Genomic DNA, 15,608 nt, shown 5'->3' with positions numbered 1-15,608 from the left:
TTCGTCGATTAACCATCTCTCTCCCGCGCGACATCGCCCTTTCTCGTTTCTTGCATAGGTCTCGATTAACATGACAGGGACCGAATGAACAAGGATGGTTCCATCATGTCGTCCAATTTCAGATCCCTGGCTTCCGCCAGCGCCTGGCTCGACCGCCTGGCCGGTTCGAACCATGCTTACTGGCTGCTGTTCGCCGCCTCGATGATGGAGACCCTGCTGATTCCGATTCCCATCGAGGTGATTCTGATTCCCTGGATGCTGATCCACCCGGAGCGACGCTGGAAGATCGCCACGGTGGCCCTGGCGGGCAACTTGACCGCCGCCTTGATCGGCTACGGATTGGGGAGTTTCACCATGGAGCAGTGGGGAGACACGCTGATACCGCTGTTCGGCGGCCAGCAGGCCTTCGACAGCTTTCGGACCACCATGGAAAACAACGGTTTTCTTGCCATTCTGGCGGTGGGCATCACGCCGATTCCCTTCCAGACCGCCATGCTGGTGGCCGGCGCCAGCGGTTATCCATTGATACTATTCATTCTCGCCGCAATGATCGCCCGAGGCATACGCTACTTCGGGCTGGCCTTGCTGGTAGCCATCGCCGGCGACAAGGCGATGGAAATATGGAAACACCATTCCCGCAAGGTCGGCATCGGGTTGCTCGTCATCGCCATTATCTGGATCGGCTGGCAGTTCTATAAATAAGTCGCGCCCTTGCCACCACCGCCTGTCGCCCCCATAAAGAAATGATAAGAGCGCTAACGACATCGCGCTCAACTTTTTGGGAGACGATATGACAAGGCTCAAGGATATCCCGCTATCGGTTCTCGACCTGGCGCCGATTCGCCGGGACGATAGCGTCGCCAATACCTTTCGCAACAGTGTGGCGCTTGCCCAGGAAGCCGAGCGCCTGAACTTTACCCGCTACTGGCTGGCGGAACATCACAACATCGAGGGCATCGCCAGCGCCGCCACTGCGGTGCTGATCGGTCATGTCGCCGGCCATACCTCTCGCATTCGCGTCGGCAGCGGCGGCGTCATGCTGCCCAATCATCCGCCGCTGGTCATCGCCGAGCAGTTCGGCACCCTGGAAACTCTCTATCCCGGACGTATCGACCTGGGCCTGGGGCGCGCTCCGGGATCGGACAGCGCCACCATGGCGGCGATGCGGCGCCATCCCAGCGCCGGGGTCAGCGATTTTCCGGATCAGTTGGAAGAGCTCCAGCGCTATCTGGGCGACGAACAACCCGGACAGCGGGTCAAGGCGGTACCCGGCCAGGGAACTCATGTACCTTTGTGGCTGCTGGGATCGAGCGGCTACAGCGCCCAGCTGGCGGCGCGGCTGGGTTTGCCCTTCGCCTTCGCCGCCCAGTTCGCCCCGGGCTATCTGTTCGAGGCGTTGCGCCTGTATCGGGAACAGTTCCGGCCTTCTGCGGTGCTCGATGCGCCCTACGCCATGGTCGGCCTACCGGTGATCGCCGCGGAAAGCGACGAGCGAGCAGGATTTCTCGCCACCACCGCCCAGCAGAAATTCCTCAACATGATTCGAGGCAAGCGCACTCAATCATTGCCGCCGGTGGAGCGGCTCGACTGGACGCCCCAGGAGCAAGCCGAGGTGGAGCGTCTGTTCGGCGCGGCGGTGGTCGGCGGCCCGGCTCGCGTGCGCGAAGAGCTCGAGGGTTTTCTCGACGCCACCCGGGCGAACGAGTTGATGATCGTGACGGATACCTACGACTTCGAGGATCGCCTCGACAGCTATCGCATCCTGGCGGAGCAGTGGCAAGGCTGATCGAGAGACGTGAAGCGGAAGGCTAGTCGCTGGCAGCAGAAAGCGTATCCGGCAGCCAGACATGTACGCGAAGCCCACCCAAGGGCGAATCATCAAGCCTCAGGCGACCGCGATACAGAGTGACCAGGTCATCGACGATGGCCAGACCCAGACCGGAACCGGAGCGGCGTTCGTCCAGGCGAGCGCCCCGACCCAGAGCGGCTTTACGCTGCGTCGCGGTCATTCCCGGCCCGTCATCGTCGATGTAGAGTCCGACCCCGCTTTCTTCATGCTCGGCGGCAAAACGCACTCGTGCTTCCGCCCAGCCCAGGGCGTTGTCCAGCAGGTTGCCCACCAGTTCCTGCATATCCTGCGGATCCATGCGGGTGCCAAGCGCCTTCTCGATGCGACACTCGAAATCCAGGCCGCGCCGTTTGGCCAGCCGCGACAGGCCCTCGATCACCGGCGCCAGCGTATCCTTCAAGGCCGCGCTGCCACCCAGGGCCACGCCGCTGGAAGCGGAGGCTCGTGCCAGATGATGGCGCACCGCCTCGTCGATACGCTGGATTTCCTGGTAGAACCGCTGACGCGAGGCTTCCGGCAGGCGCTCCGCCAGCATCCTCAGCACGCTGACCGGGGTCTTCAAGGCGTGAGCGAGATTGCCTGCCGCGGCGCGCCCGCGTTCGATCAAGCGACGATCCCGCTCGATCACCTCGTTCATGGCATTCGCCAGACGCCTGAGTTCCCCGGGAAGCCGGGTATCCAGCTGTTCCGTTCTACCGTTCTCGATAGCCTCGAGATCCGCCTGCAGGCGGCGCAGAGGCGCAAGCCCCCAGCGAATCTGTATCGCCAGACCCGTCAGCAGCAGCAGCGCCAGGCTCGCCAGGGAAATACCCAGCAGCCATTCGAAGCGCGCCACTTCCGCGTCGAGTTCGCGACGGGAAGCGGCCACGCTGACGTGAAGACGATGAGGATAGTTGGGCAGGCGCACGTCGCGTTCGGTCACGCGCAGGGCCTGGCCCCGCGGCCCGGTGATATTGCGAGTGGTCAAGCCTTTCGCCATGGAGACCGGCAGACGCTGATCCCACAGGGAGCGAGACACCAGGACGGTGCCCCGGGTATCCGTTATCTGCCAGTACCAGCCGGAAAAGACTCGATCGAAGCGGGCGTCCCCCAAGGATAGCCCCAGCGCGGGTTCCTGGCTGGCCGGATCGATTTCCAGATCCGCCAGCAAGACCTTGAGCAGCGACTCCAGGTGCTGATCGAAGGAAGCGGTCACCGCGTGACGAAAGTTGTAGACAAGCCCCGCGCCGACCAAGGGCAATGTCAGCATGACCAGGATCAGCGCCGCCGCCAGCAGACGCCGGCTCAAGGACCAGCCGGCGATCCAGTCGCGCAGGCGTCGCATCAGCCTTGGCTTGGGAGCGCCACGACGCGATAGCCCTGGCCGCGCAGGGTCTCGATACGCGTCTTGCCGAGCTTGCGTCTCAGGCGACTGATCTGCACGTCGATCACGTTGGAGTCCGGCTCGTGATCCCGGTCGTAGACGTGCTCCGCCAGTTCGCTGCGGCTGACCGTCCGCGGGGTGGCGTGCATCAGGTATTTCAGCAGTCGGGACTCCTGAGCGGTAAGGGGGACGGGGCGTCCGGCCAGGCTGACGCTGCCGGTATGGGTATCGAAACGAAGGTCGCCGCTGGTCAGTATCGGATGTGAGTGACCATGGCTTCGGCGTACCAGGGCGTGCAGACGAAACAGCACCTCGGCGGTTTCGAAGGGCTTGGTCACGTAGTCGTCCGCGCCGGCGGAAAATCCCGCCGCCTTGTCGGACCAGCGCTCCCGGGCGGTCAGCACCAGCACCGGCAGTTCGATGCTCCGCTCCCGCCATTGGGCCAGCCAGCGGGTGCCGTCGCCGTCCGGCAGACCCAGATCGAGAATCACCGCGTCGTAGCGCTCGGTGCTAATCAGGAAATCCGCTTCGCCGCCGGTAGCGGCGAATTCTACCAGCAGGCCGGCTTCCCGCAGGCTTTCGCCGAGGACTTCCGCCAGGGCCTGGTCGTCTTCCACCAGCAGGATCTTCATTGTGCCGTCATCGCTTCATGGCCTCGACATCGACGCCTTCGATGGCGATCAGCTCACCGCTGCGCGCATCGAACTCGAATTCCACCAGCTGTCCCTCGGCGCCGAGCATTTCCACTTCGTAGATGGGCTCGTCGTCTTCGTACTCCAGCTCCACCTCCACGACTTCGCCCCGATAATGTGCATCCAGCCAGTCCAGCACGCTGGAGAGCCCCACCAGCTCACCGGCGCGCACCCGCTCGTGCAGGTCGCGCCAGGCGTCGTCTCGGGCCAGCGCCAACGGCATCACCAGGCTCGTCAGCACCGGTATCAGCATTATCCCTATCATTATGCGCAACGTTTTCATAGGCTAAGCTTGCCAGAGCGAACATGAACGCATCATGAACGCGCAGTTCAGCCTCCTGCAAGGTAGCAGGGGGTACAAAGGACATGCGAATCGAAGGTTCGCAACCATCCAAAAAGGAATTTCAGGAGAAGTTTCATGAAAAAGACGACATTGTCTACCGCTGCTCTGCTCGCCTCCTTCGGCCTGGCCACTACTGCATTTGCGGCGGACCAGGGCCTTACCCAGGACGAGCTTTCTTCCTTGCTGGATAGCGCCCAGCAATACGGCTTCACTCATTTCGAGGAAATTTCCGTGGACGACGGCAACGAACTCGAACTGGAAGGCTGGCGAGAGGACGGCTGGAAACTCGAGGTCGACATGAATATCGCCAGCGGTGACACCATCAAGGAAGAGCAGCGCCAGGACCAGATACCCGACTGGGGTTTGAGCTTCGACGAAGTGAACAAGGCCCTGGATAGCGCCATGGGCGAAGGACTGCAACGATTCGAGTCACTCGAGGTCGAAAGCAGCGGCAGTATCGAGATCGAGGGCTACAACGACCAGAACCAGGAAATCGAGATTTATCTGAACAGCAGCGATTTCTCGGTCACCGGAGTGACGAATGACTGAACGACGTAACGACAGCGCCGCCTGGCAGGCGGCGCGACAATGGCAGGAGCGGGCACGCCGGGCGCGCCCGTCAACGGCCATGAGCGGCCCGAAACTGGTCATGACCTGGCTTTTGTTCGGCGTGATGATGATCCTGGGCACCGTCATCGGGCTTTTCTTCCTGCTGGTGGGCTGGCTGATGCTGCCCCTGGTGCGACGCCGGATGAAAAAGCGTATGGAACAGATGCGCGCGGATCAGGCAACGGACATTGACGAGGGGTTCTATGCGGACCATCGTCCTGGCGGCACCCAGCAGGTGCTGGAAGGCGACTACCAGGTCAAGGAATAGTCCCCGGGAATAAAAACCGTCAGTGGAGCACGTTCAAGACCGCGACGGCTCCTCTCCGGTTCCTCCGTCCGACGGTATCGAAACGTCGGCATTCGGCCTGTTGAAAGCAGATTCCGAGTTCGCGCCGTTTCCGGCGCGCAACTCCGCTCTCAATGCCCGCACCTCCGCGTGCAATTCATGTATTTCCTTGAACATGTGGCGCATCATTCTGCGACTCGCCTCATGCTGGCGCTCGTCTTCCTCGCCCTGGTCGTCGACGAACAGTGAACTGATGTAGGCGGCGAAGCTGCCGAACAGCCCCACCCCACCGATCATCAACAAGACGGCGACGACACGCCCCAAGGTAGTGATCGGATAGTAGTCTCCGTAGCCCACGGTGGTAATGGTAACGACCGCCCACCAGAGAGCCTCTTCCGCGCTGTCGATGGGGCTATCCGGATGGGGGCTTTCCACCAGCAGCATGATCATGGAACCAAAGGCCACCAGCAGCAGGGTCATGGTGCCCACGGAGGCGAACACCCCTTCCGCGCGGTTGCGAAACATCAGCCGCCAGATCATCTGCATGGACTTGAGCGCCCGCAGCAGACGAATGATCTGAACGACGCGCACCAGACGTCCGGCCATGAACAGCCCGGCGGGTATGCTCGCCAGCAGGTCGATCCAGCCCCAACGCATGAAGCGCAACTTGTTCGGCGCGGCGCGAAAGCGAATGCAGAAATCGAGAAAGAAGAAGAAGCATACCACCACGTCCAGGTAGCCTAGCAGTTCGGACATCTCCGGCGAAAGCTCGAAGAAGACATCCGCCACCAGTGCGCCCAGGACGTAGAAGGACAGCATCAGGACGACGATCTGAAACGGGGTAACGTGATCTTTCATAAAGACGGAAGATTTCTTTTTTTCGACACGGAAGGGCAGAACCTTACGCCATGCGAGAACTCAAGAAAAGCGGCTCACAAGATCACGAATCCCTCGCGACCAGACCCTTTTCCTCCGGCGCTACGCTTGTTTAGGCGACCAGCGCCCTTGACCGCGTCCGGGCACCCGGCGTCCGAAATACAAGAGACCAAAAGCGATCCAGACAACGGTCACCCCGGCGGTCAGGATCAGTACCGGCCCCGGGCCGAACTGGGCGATCAAGGGAGGCGCCGCGGCGGTGAACAGGCCACCCCCCACCACCGGCTCGAACAGCAGCTGCTTGTAGCCGAAGGTTTCCATGGCGCCGGAATCGTTCTTGGGGTCCGCCATGCGCAGCAGCAGCAAGCCGGTGACCGTTACCCCCATGGACTGGCCGAGATCGCTGATACCGCGCTCGAACCAATGATCCGGCATTACCCGGGGCGCGAGGAACACCAGTACCAGTACCGGCCAGAGAATGCCCAGGGCCGCCAGCATCAAGAAAGGCAGAAGATAATCGCCCAAGGTAGTCAGGGCGAGGGTCGCCAGGGCGGAAACAATGGTGAAATCCAGCGCGGTACCGGAAATACGTGACATCAGGCGCTGTGAGACGTGCCGCTCCCAGCCGCAACGAGCCAGCAAGAGCTGCACCATCACCCCGCCGATCATGGCGAGGGGAAACAGCGGTACATGGGCCATGATCTCGAGGCCCCCGTCGCGTGCCCAGGTCACGCTTTCCAGCCACTGAAAACCGCTCAACAACAGCCACCCCAGCAGGATAGCGACGCCCACCAGCCCCAGGTGCAGGCTCAGGGGATCCGTGGTGCCCTTCTCCTGAGCGAGTTCGGTGTGAAAGTCCTCTTGCTCAGCATCGCTCGGACCTTCCTGTTTGGCGCGCTGAGCGGAGTTCGTCGTATCTCCCGGGTTGATCACACCGCGCCGCGCGGCGATATTCACCATCAACGTTCCCACCAGCACCCCGGAAACGATACCGATCGTCGCCATGCCCAGGGCCAGGTCCGCCCCGGCCTCGAAGCCGAGATCGCTGAAGGTGCCCGCCATGCCCGCGGCGGTACCGTGGCCGCCCTCGAAACCGATTTCGATCAGCGCTCCGACGATGGGATTCATGTCTAACATGGGCACCAGTACCAGAATGGCCAGGCTCAGCCCCAGCACGTATTGTCCCCAGGCCATGGTCTGGCCCACCACCACCTGTGGCCCCGCCCGATACCAGATATCGCGAATGCCGGGAATCGGCTTGCCGATGAACAGTGCCGCGAACACCACATTGATCAGCAGGCCAGGCAGATCCGCCCAGGCATCCAGCACGTAGCTCGGGAATAGACCGCCACCGTCGGCGAAAGGGCTCTTCACGAAAACGCCCAGCACGTAAGGTCCCAGGAGCAGCAGGATGACGCCACCCACGATGGAACCTGGGATGAAGAAGTTGCGCAGCCAGGCGAACTTGACCACCAGGATATTGCTCAACAGCAATATCAGTGCAAGCAGCATCAGCGAGACAAACAGTTGCGTGACCGACATGAACCTGGCGCCTCCGGGCAAATTAGTCACCAAGCTTATTGCTTAACCGCTAACCAAACCAGACCCCTGCGGTGATTTCAATCCGTCCGGTTACCTGGGTTGGCCAGCGCCTCCAGGGCCAGCAGATAGCCGCGACTGCCCAGCCCGGCGATCACCCCGTCCGCCCGCAAGGATACGTAGGAATGATGACGAAACGCTTCGCGCTTGTGCACGTTCGAAAGATGCACCTCGATCACCTGGCCGTCGAAGGCGTTCAGGGCATCGAGAATCGCCACGGAGGTGTGGGTGTAGGCCGCCGGATTGATGATGATCGCATTGGTGCCGTCGAGCCGCGCCGCCTGGATGGCGTCCACCAGCTCGCCTTCATGATTGCTCTGGCGGCAACGAAGCTCCATCCCCGCCAGCGCCGCCTTCTCGTACAGGGCGTTATCGATATCCGCCAGAGCCTCCTCGCCGTAAATCTCCGGCTGACGTGTACCCAGCAGATTGAGATTGGGGCCATGCAGCACCAGCACCTTGTTTTGCATGATATTTCTCGATAGAACCGCATTCCGATAAAAACACAAGCGCCCCAGTATTCTGGAGCGCTTGTGTCAACACGTCCTGCTAGAGGATAGGCGTCAACCAGTCAGCATCCAACACCTGCTTGCCGCGCACCACGTCGAAATAAAGCGACTGGACCTTCTCGGTAATCGGGCCGCGACGTCCTTCGCCGATGGAACGGCCATCGAGCTCGCGAATCGGCAGCACTTCCGCGGCGGTGCCGGTGAAGAAGGCCTCGTCGGCGATGTAGATCTCGTCTCGAGTGATCAGCTTCTCCCGCAGCTCATAGCCGAGATGCCTGGCCATGTGAAACACCGTGTTGCGGGTGATGCCGTTCAGACAGGAGGTCAACACCGGCGTGTAGATGACGTTGTCCTTGACCACGAACAGGTTCTCGCCGGAGCCTTCCGCCGCGTAGCCTTGGGGATCGAGCAGCAGCGCCTCGTCGTAGCCGCCGCGCTGGGCTTCCGCCAGCGCCATCATCGAGTTGATGTACTGGCCGTTGGCCTTGGCCTTGGTGACGGCGATATTGACGTGATGGCGAGTAAAGGAAGATGTCTGCACCTTGATGCCCAGTTCCCGAGTTTCCGGCGCCATGTAGGAAGGCCATTCCCAGGCGGCAACGATCACGTGGGTTTTCAAGTTATCTGCCCGTAGCCCCATGCCTTCGCTGCCGAAGAACACCATCGGGCGCAGATACGCTTCCTTGAGGTTATTTTCCCGCACCGCGCTACGACAGGCATCGTTGATCTGCGCCTTGCTGAAGGGCATGTCCATGCCCAGAATCTTGGCGGAATCGAACAGACGGTTGGTATGTTCCCTGAGGCGAAAGATCGCCGTGCCCTGGTCGGTGGCGTAGGCGCGCACTCCCTCGAAACAGCCCATGCCGTAGTGCAGGGTGTGGGTCAGCACGTGGACCCTGGCGTCGCGCCAGGGAACCATTTCGCCATCGAACCAGATAAGACCGTCGCGGTCATCCATCGACATAGGAAAGTCCTTCGTTTTGAACGTGTGATAAGAGTGAACTGCCGGGTGCTGCCGGCGATAAGGGGTCGACCAAGGATATTCCGTCAGGCGTCCGGTTCGAGCAGGCGTTGCCACAGGGCGGTCACCGTCTGGCGATGCTCACGGAAATCCGCCTCGCTCCCCGTATCCTGCTGCTTGGTCAGCGCCGCCCGGTGGGTGGCGTCGCGATAGGCCAGATAGGCATCCCGTAGGCGCCCGGCGTCCCCGCCCGGCAAACGATCCGTCGACTCCAAGGTCTCCAGAATACGAATATTGTCGCTAAAGGCCAAGAGCTCCGGATTCTCGTGGCTCATCGCCAGCACCGCATACTGGCAAAGGAATTCGATATCCACCATGCCGCCGGCGTCCTGCTTGAGATCGAAGCGTCCCGCTTCCCGGGCCTTGGGAGAACTCCCGAGGTGGTCGCGCATCTTGTAGCGCATCTTGACCACTTCCTCACGCAGCTGGTCCGGATCGCGACGGCGAGCGAGAATCTCGCGACGGAGTTCTTCGAAGCGCTTCGCCAAAGTGTCATCCCCCGCTACCGCCCGGGCACGCACTAGCGCCTGATGCTCCCAGGTCCAGGCATGCTGGCGCTGATAGTCCGCGTAGGCGTCGAAGGTGGTCACCAGCAGGCCGGAATTGCCGGAAGGTCTAAGGCGCATATCTACCTCGTAAAGCGCCCCGGCCTGGGTCATGGTGGTCAGCAGATGAATAATGCGCTGGCCCAATCGTGTGAAGAACAGCGCGTTGTCGATGGGCCGCTTGCCGTCGGTGGTGCCCTGGGTCGCCGCGTCGTGGATGAACACCAGATCCAGATCCGAGCCGTAGCCCAGCTCGATGCCGCCGAGCTTGCCATAGCCGACGATGATGAAATCCGCGTCGCTCCTGGCATCTTCCCGGCGTTTGGGGTAGCCGTGCTTGCGCACCAGGTGCTTCCAGGCCATGGCCAGCACCTGTTCGAGCATGGCTTCGGCAATATAGGTCAGATAGTCGCTGACCTTCATCAAGGGCCGGGCGCCGGCGATATCCGAGGCGGCCACGTGCAGTACCTGGGCATGCTTGAAGATACGCAGCGCCTCGAGCTGAGCTTCCTCGTCATCTTCCGGCAGCCGCGCCAGGGTCTGGCGCAGTTCGTCCGCCAGGCGCTGCTTGTCCGCCGGCGCGTACAGGGTGCTGGGAGTGAGCAGCTCGTCCAGCAGGATCGGGTAGCGCGCGATCTGCTCGGCGATCCAGGGGCTCGCCGCGCACAGTCGGATCAAATGCCCCAGAGCCTCCGGATTTTCCCGCAGCAGCGCCAGGTAGGCGGTGCGCCGCAGTACCGCCTCGATCAGCGGCAACAGCCGCTCGAGGGCACGGTCCGGGGCATCGTTTTCTCCCAGGGCGTTGAGCAGCAGCGGCATCAGCGCATCCAGGCGCTCGTAGCCGATGCGCTGCATGCCCTGCACGGACTTCGACTGACGCAGGCCGTTGATGCGTCGCAGCGTCGTCTCCGGCTCCTGAAAGCCGGCGCCGCGCAAGAGGCCGAGCGCCTCCTCCTTGGCCAGCTCATGACGCCACAGGGCGCGCAGTTCATCGAGAGTCACGTCGATTTCCTCGCGGCTCGAGCCGTTGGATTCTTCCGCATCCTCTTCTGGGTCGGCGATCACCGCGTCGAAATGCCGACGAACCCGCTCGCGAGCCGCTTCCAGCCGGGCGACCAGGGCTGGCCAGTCCTGGAACCTCAGATATTCCGCTACCCGCGCCCGATCCTGATCGTCCGCCGGCAGCGATTGAGTCTGGCGATCCTCCAACGCCTGCAGGGCGTGTTCGAGATCCCTCAGAAACACGTAGTCCGGCAGCAGTTCGTCCACCACGGCTTGAGGCAGCAGGTCCAGATCCGGTAGCCGGGTCAGCGCCTGGCGCAGGGAGGTCACCTGCAGCTCCGTGTCGCGACCGCCGCGAATCAGCTGGAATACCTGCACCACGAACTCCACCTCGCGAATGCCGCCGGGCCCCAGCTTGATATTGCTGCTCATGCCCCGGCGCTTGACCTCCCGATTGATCAACGCCTTCATCTCCCGCAGGGATTCGATGGCGCCGAAATCCAGATAGCGGCGATAGACAAAGGGCTGCAGGCTGGCCAGCAGCTCGAACCCCGCCTCCAGATCCCCGGCTACCGGCCGCGCCTTGAGCATGGCGTAGCGCTCCCATTCCCGGCCCTGATCCTGATAGTAGCTCGACAGCATGGCGAAGCTGCCCACCAGCGGGCCGCCTTCTCCCAGGGGCCGCAGGCGCATGTCCACACGGAAGACGAAGCCGTCCGCGGTGATCGCGTCCAGGGCGGCGATCAGCTTCTGGCCGAGCTTGGTGAAGTATTCCTGATGGTCGAATTCTCGCTTGCCGCCTTCGGTAGTGCCCTTTTCCGGGAAGGCGAAGATCAGGTCGATATCTGAGGAGAGATTGAGCTCCCCGGCGCCGAGCTTGCCCATGCCCAGCACCACCAGCCGCTGGGTGCCGCCGTCCGCCCGGGGGGCGGGCAATCCCCAGCGCGGGGCGAAATGTGCCTCGAGCCAGCCGAGCGCCCCTTCAAGGCAGATTTCCGCCAGCCGCGCGACGGCGGCGGCGGTGGCCCACATGTCCGTGCCCGCCGGACGAGTCATGTCGCGCCAGACGATGCCCAGCAGGCGCGCTCGGCGAAAGCGCCGCAGCGCCGACTGCATGGCGGCCTCGTGCTCCGCCTGGGCCAGCGCTTCCACCAACCATTGGCGCTGGACTTCCGACGCCGGGGCGGTGTCCAACTCATCGTTAGCGTCCAGATGCATCAACCAGGCGGGATAACGAACCAGGCTGTCGAGAGCGAATTCGGAAAGTCCCAGCACTCGGGTCAACTGCTCCCGCCGCTCCCTGGAAAGCGCGTGATAGCCCCTGCTGGGCGGATCGAGCTGCTGTTGGGTCGCCAGCCGATCCGCCTGGGTCAGCGCATCACTCAGACGCTCCTCGGCTCGCGCTACAGCGGGTCTCAGGGCGTCGGGAAGAACAGTGGGTGAGAGCAGATCTTCGACAGACCCCATGCGCGTTTCCTCAGTCGGGACGTTTCAGCTTGACAAGATTCCACTTGGCTTGGCAAGAATCCGGCGCCTGCTAGCCGAAAAAGCGTTGCCAGGCCAGCAGCCCCCATACCACCCCCAGGATGACCAGAGCCAGCATCACCGCCGCGGAGCCCAGGTCCTTGGCCTGCCCGGAAAGCTCGTGATGCTCCGGACCGATACGGTCGACGACGCTTTCGATGGCGCTGTTTAGCAGTTCCACCACCAGCATCAACAGGGCGCTACCCAATAGTAGCGCCCATTCCACCGGGGTCTGGCCGAGCCAAAACGCCAGGGGCAGCAGCACGGCGAACAGCACCAGTTCCTGACGGAACGCTGTTTCGTGACGATAGGCGGCACCCAGCCCCTTGAAGGAATAGCGGGTCGAATTGACCAGGTGGCGCCAGCCGGTGTGTCGGGGCTTCATGATGGATATCCTGTTCTAAAACCTCGGCAAGGCGACTCGGCACCTTGTTCTCAATTGGCCACGATCATGTCTTCCAGGTCCGCTGAAAGCAGATCCAGCACCCGGCTCCAGGAAAGATAAGGCGTCTTGTTCGTTCCGTTCACCAGCATTCCGAACACGCCCCAGCGCCCTTCCCGGGTACGCAAGTAGCCGCCCATGGCACGCACCGCCACCGGCTGGCTCAGGGTGCCGGTCTTGACCATCACGTTATGCTGAAAGACATCGCCGCCCCGGCGCAGGAACGTCATTGGGCCGTTGGCCGGGGACTGCATGCCGGCCACCAGACTCGGAAACAGCGCCGGGCGCCGGTACATGGCCTCCAGCAGGGCGGTAATGCCCTGGGCGGAGGTGCGATTGTCCGCGGTCAGGCCGCTGCCGCTATGCAGGGTCACCGGGCCGTGGTCGGGAATGCCAGCGACGAAAGCTTCCAGCGCCTGCCCCGCTTGGGAGAGCGAGGCCTGCGGCGACTCCACCAGATCCAGGCTCAGCACGTCTGCCATGAAGTTGTTGGAATAGTTGAGCATATCGAGTATCAGCGCCTGCATCGACCTGCCCTGTACCGATGCCAGGGTGCGGGCGCCGGTCGCCGGCGTCTGGCTGCTGCTGACCATGCCCTGGTCGACCTCGATGCCCCCCTGCTCGAGCAGTGACAGCAGCGTGACGCCGGTCTGGTGCGCCGGGTCCGCGCTGGCGCGGTATAGCTCGCGATTGCCGCCATTGGCGGCGATATGTCCCTGCACCACGAGACGATCCCCTTGATCGTCCGTCAGGCGCACCGCCTGAAAATCGCTGGGCTCATCCGCGAGCAGCGTCTTGACCTGATTGTCGATGCGCTCGAGGGGCGAGCCGTTGGCGCAGCTGTCGACCAGCGCCGGGGTCGCTGCCCGCGCGCCGGGACGCACCTGAAGGCACCAGCTGCCGTGATTGACACCCGCGGAAGACAGCAGGGCGCTGTAGGCGTTATCCGCCCGGGAACGGGCGCGGCAGCGGTCCGGGGTCAGACACTCCACCGGCCCGAAGCGCCACTGATTGATCACCAGTTGCCCGTTGATGCGTTTCAGGCCGCGCCCGCGCAGTTGCTGAACCAGTCGCCACAAGTCCTCGGACACCAGCCCCGGATCGCCGCCGCCGTCCAGCACTAGATCCCCCTGCAGCACGCCCTCGGCATCCAGGCGACCGCCGCTGACCAGCCGCGTGGTGAAATGATGCTGGGGGCCGAAGCGATCCAGCACCGCCGCGGCGGTATAAAGCTTGGTGACCGAGGCAGGCGTCAGCTGCCGGTCGGGCTCGATCGAACCCAGCAATTGTCCGTCATCCAGCAGTCGCGCCTGGACGCTGATGCGAAATCCCTGATCCGCCAGCGTACCCAACCGCTCGAAGCCTGCGCTCGACGCGGAAAACGCCACCAGCCACCCCAGTAACACAATCAACCCGCGCAACATAAAAACCTTTCTTTTCTAATTAGACGACAATTATCAATGCGGCGAAACGTCGGAAAACAACTGAATGATCACCACGCCGCCGACGATCATGCTCATGCCGACGATCGCCGGCCAGTCCGGAGTTTCCCGGTACACCAGGATCCCGATCAAGGCCACCAGCACGATGCCCAGCCCCGCCCAGATCGCATAGGCGATGCCCACCGGCAGGGTGCGCAGGCTAAGGGTCAGCATGTAGAAGGCCAGCGCATAGCCAGTTACCACCAGCAGGCTGGGCCACAATCGGGTGAATTCCTGGGAGGACTTGAGCGCGCTGGTGGCGGCCACCTCGGCAATGATGGCCACGGCGAGATAGAGATACGCCATCATCGAGCTTCCCGCTCCAGACGGCGGCTCACCACCCTGTCGAAACTCGTGTTGTAGACCAGCGCATAAAACATGAAGAACAGCATGAAGCCGAGATCCAGCCAGAAGGCCTCGACCAGACCGATGTCGAGCCACCAGGCCACCACCGGCAGGGTGATGACCAGGATACCCAGCTCGAAACCGAAGGTCTGGGCGACACGTTGCACAAGCGTGCGCCGGCGAGTCGGCACCCAGCGGTCGAACAGCTTGTTCCAGACGAAATTCCAGATCATGGCGAAAGTAGAGACAGCGAACGCCAGAATGCCCATCTCTCCAAAACCATGTCCGGTCAGCCAGGTCGCCAGCGGCGTGACGATGACCAGGCCGCCGATTTCGAACAATATGCTGTGCACCAGCCGCTCCTTGATGGAACGCATCTTCCCCTCCTCCGTCGCGAGACGGGCAAGATACCACGCTCGCCGCGGTCGGTCAGCGTTCGTCGTATCTGGCGCGAGGAGGCAAGTCCAGCACCAGCCGCCACAGCGCCTGACCACTCTGGTGATACTTGCGCTCGAAGGGCGTCAGGTACTCGCCCTGCGGCGCAAAAGGCTGAACCTCGGCCGTCCCGCCTCCCGCCCGAGCCGCTGCCAGGGCGAACTCCTCGAGATAGAGCCGCCAGTTGGAGCGCAGCTCCAACCGTCCGCCCAGCGCCAAGAGCGTGGGAAACACCGGGTGCCCGTGCCAGCGTTGCTTGAGATGCGACGCCTTGGGGTAAGGATTGGGATAGAGCAGGTAATGACGCCGCGGTCGCCAGCCCGCGTCCAGCGCCAGTCGCCAGAAATCCACCAGGTCCGCCCGCACCAGCAGGACGTTGCCCGGCGGTTCGCCATGTCGGCGGGAGAGCCGGTCCGCGCTGCGATCGATGCCGATCACCGCTCGATCGGGGAAACGTCTCGCCAGGGCCCGGGTGGACAGGCCCACGCCACAGCCCGCGTCAAGAATCGGCGGTCCGCCCTGCCGCGCCAGCCACTGCTGCGCCTCCCGGAAAGCCGCCAGGCTATGCTCGGCAACGGGCTTGCGCAGGGGATGTTCCAGCGCGCGGACAACCCGCTTGACCAGGTCGCGATGCGGCCCGGTCTGGTTGGTAACGATGCGGCGGGAGTTGTCTTGCATGAGAAACGG

The 15,608-nt window shown here is 62.9% G+C and carries 17 protein-coding genes; 4 read left to right on the top strand and 13 right to left on the bottom strand.

What is annotated here, in order from left to right; genetic code table 11:
* Positions 1-105 precede the first annotated feature (105 nt).
* Both FGL86_RS07490 and FGL86_RS07485 read left to right on the top strand, forming a co-directional pair.
* Positions 106-702: a YqaA family protein gene (locus tag FGL86_RS07490; protein WP_147183987.1), complete on the top strand. Its 597-nt coding sequence runs from the start codon at positions 106-108 to the stop codon at positions 700-702.
* Between the two features lie 88 nt (positions 703-790).
* A complete protein-coding gene (locus tag FGL86_RS07485) occupies positions 791-1,786 on the top strand; it encodes an LLM class flavin-dependent oxidoreductase (protein ID WP_147183986.1) in 996 nt (331 codons plus the stop codon).
* 22 nt (positions 1,787-1,808) lie between these two features.
* Here the strand turns inward: FGL86_RS07485 and FGL86_RS07480 are convergent, their stop codons facing one another.
* Genes FGL86_RS07480 through FGL86_RS07470 form a run of 3 tightly spaced genes read right to left on the bottom strand, consistent with a single transcriptional unit; the run spans position 1,809 to position 4,157 of the window.
* Complete coding sequence (locus FGL86_RS07480) at positions 1,809-3,173, bottom strand: ATP-binding protein (protein ID WP_147183985.1); 1,365 nt, start codon at positions 3,171-3,173, stop codon at positions 1,809-1,811.
* Entirely contained in the window at positions 3,173-3,844 is a 672-nt protein-coding gene (locus tag FGL86_RS07475) for a response regulator (protein WP_147183984.1), read from the bottom strand. Before FGL86_RS07475 ends, FGL86_RS07480 begins: the two co-directional genes overlap by 1 nt.
* 7 nt (positions 3,845-3,851) lie before the next feature.
* Positions 3,852-4,157: a PepSY domain-containing protein gene (locus tag FGL86_RS07470; RefSeq protein ID WP_246131759.1), complete on the bottom strand. Its 306-nt coding sequence runs from the start codon at positions 4,155-4,157 to the stop codon at positions 3,852-3,854.
* Positions 4,158-4,322: 165 nt separating this feature from the next.
* Between FGL86_RS07470 and FGL86_RS07465 the strand changes: the two genes are divergently transcribed.
* Entirely contained in the window at positions 4,323-4,796 is a 474-nt protein-coding gene (locus FGL86_RS07465; protein ID WP_147183982.1) for a PepSY domain-containing protein, read from the top strand.
* Positions 4,789-5,124 (top strand): hypothetical protein, encoded by a 336-nt coding sequence (locus FGL86_RS07460; RefSeq protein ID WP_147183981.1) that lies wholly within the window; start codon positions 4,789-4,791, stop codon positions 5,122-5,124. Before FGL86_RS07465 ends, FGL86_RS07460 begins: the two co-directional genes overlap by 8 nt.
* Positions 5,125-5,157: 33 nt before the next feature.
* On the opposite strand, the gene FGL86_RS07455 is transcribed toward FGL86_RS07460, so the two are convergent.
* The 10 genes from FGL86_RS07455 to trmB form a co-directional block, all read right to left on the bottom strand.
* The gene (locus FGL86_RS07455; RefSeq protein ID WP_147183980.1) at positions 5,158-6,000 is read right to left on the bottom strand and encodes an ion transporter; all 843 of its coding nucleotides are present in this window, start codon (positions 5,998-6,000) and stop codon (positions 5,158-5,160) included.
* 120 nt (positions 6,001-6,120) lie between these two features.
* Positions 6,121-7,560: a sodium/glutamate symporter gene (locus FGL86_RS07450; protein ID WP_147183979.1), complete on the bottom strand. Its 1,440-nt coding sequence runs from the start codon at positions 7,558-7,560 to the stop codon at positions 6,121-6,123.
* 77 nt (positions 7,561-7,637) lie between these two features.
* Positions 7,638-8,090 (bottom strand): type II 3-dehydroquinate dehydratase, encoded by a 453-nt coding sequence (gene aroQ, locus FGL86_RS07445; protein ID WP_147186120.1) that lies wholly within the window; start codon positions 8,088-8,090, stop codon positions 7,638-7,640.
* A 76-nt stretch (positions 8,091-8,166) separates the two neighbouring features.
* Positions 8,167-9,090, bottom strand: coding sequence for a branched-chain amino acid transaminase (locus FGL86_RS07440; protein ID WP_147183978.1), 924 nt, complete (start codon positions 9,088-9,090; stop codon positions 8,167-8,169).
* Between the two features lie 83 nt (positions 9,091-9,173).
* Positions 9,174-12,161 carry a bifunctional [glutamate--ammonia ligase]-adenylyl-L-tyrosine phosphorylase/[glutamate--ammonia-ligase] adenylyltransferase gene (glnE, locus tag FGL86_RS07435; RefSeq protein WP_147183977.1) on the bottom strand — a complete coding sequence of 996 codons (2,988 nt, stop codon included), beginning with the start codon at positions 12,159-12,161 and terminating at the stop codon, positions 9,174-9,176.
* Positions 12,162-12,231: 70 nt separating this feature from the next.
* Positions 12,232-12,603 (bottom strand): diacylglycerol kinase, encoded by a 372-nt coding sequence (locus FGL86_RS07430; protein ID WP_147183976.1) that lies wholly within the window; start codon positions 12,601-12,603, stop codon positions 12,232-12,234.
* A gap of 50 nt (positions 12,604-12,653) precedes the next feature.
* Positions 12,654-14,084 (bottom strand): D-alanyl-D-alanine carboxypeptidase/D-alanyl-D-alanine endopeptidase, encoded by a 1,431-nt coding sequence (dacB, locus tag FGL86_RS07425; RefSeq protein ID WP_147183975.1) that lies wholly within the window; start codon positions 14,082-14,084, stop codon positions 12,654-12,656.
* A gap of 33 nt (positions 14,085-14,117) precedes the next feature.
* The gene (locus FGL86_RS07420) at positions 14,118-14,450 is read right to left on the bottom strand and encodes a DMT family transporter (RefSeq protein WP_186764493.1); all 333 of its coding nucleotides are present in this window, start codon (positions 14,448-14,450) and stop codon (positions 14,118-14,120) included.
* Positions 14,447-14,863, bottom strand: a complete 417-nt coding sequence (locus tag FGL86_RS07415; RefSeq protein WP_147183974.1) for a PACE efflux transporter — start codon at positions 14,861-14,863, stop codon at positions 14,447-14,449. Before FGL86_RS07415 ends, FGL86_RS07420 begins: the two co-directional genes overlap by 4 nt.
* Before the next feature lie 52 nt (positions 14,864-14,915).
* Entirely contained in the window at positions 14,916-15,599 is a 684-nt protein-coding gene (gene trmB, locus FGL86_RS07410) for a tRNA (guanine(46)-N(7))-methyltransferase TrmB (RefSeq protein WP_147183973.1), read from the bottom strand.
* Positions 15,600-15,608: the final 9 nt, after the last annotated feature.

Source organism: Pistricoccus aurantiacus (assembly GCF_007954585.1).
GTDB lineage: Bacteria > Pseudomonadota > Gammaproteobacteria > Pseudomonadales > Halomonadaceae > Pistricoccus > Pistricoccus aurantiacus.
Note: the sequence above shows the minus strand (reverse complement) of the source record. Positions and strands in the feature narration are given on the sequence as shown.